The sequence below is a fragment of the Halomonas sp. ND22Bw genome (assembly GCF_003011945.1).
Lineage (GTDB): Bacteria > Pseudomonadota > Gammaproteobacteria > Pseudomonadales > Halomonadaceae > Halomonas > Halomonas halophila.
The window spans coordinates 1-278 of the sequence record NZ_PXWD01000678.1 but is presented as its reverse complement, the minus strand read 5'-3'; the positions used below and the strand labels follow the sequence as shown (position 1 = coordinate 278).

Annotated in this window: 1 protein-coding gene; it reads left to right on the top strand. The window is 64.4% G+C overall.

Annotation, left to right across the window (positions count from 1 at the left end; translation table 11 throughout):
* Window positions 1-278 (top strand): FtsK/SpoIIIE domain-containing protein (locus CVH10_RS19855; RefSeq protein WP_369335902.1); only part of this gene is annotated, 278 nt, incomplete at both ends.

Sequence of the window (278 nt, the reverse complement as noted above, 5' to 3'; positions counted from 1 at the left end):
AATGGACGGTGCGCGAGATGGAGGACCGCTATCGCCGCATGTCCAAGCTGGGTGTGCGCAACATCGCCTCCTACAACGAGCGCGCCCGCGAGGCGCAGGAAAAGGGCGAGCATTTCGAGCGCACGGTCCAGACGGGTTTCGACGACCAGGGCCGTCCGGTTTACGAAAGCGAGAAGATCCGCCCTGAACCCCTGCCCTTCCTGGTCGTGGTGATGGACGAAATGGCCGACCTGATGCTGGTCGCGGGCAAGGACGTCGAGGGCGCCGTTCAGCGTCTG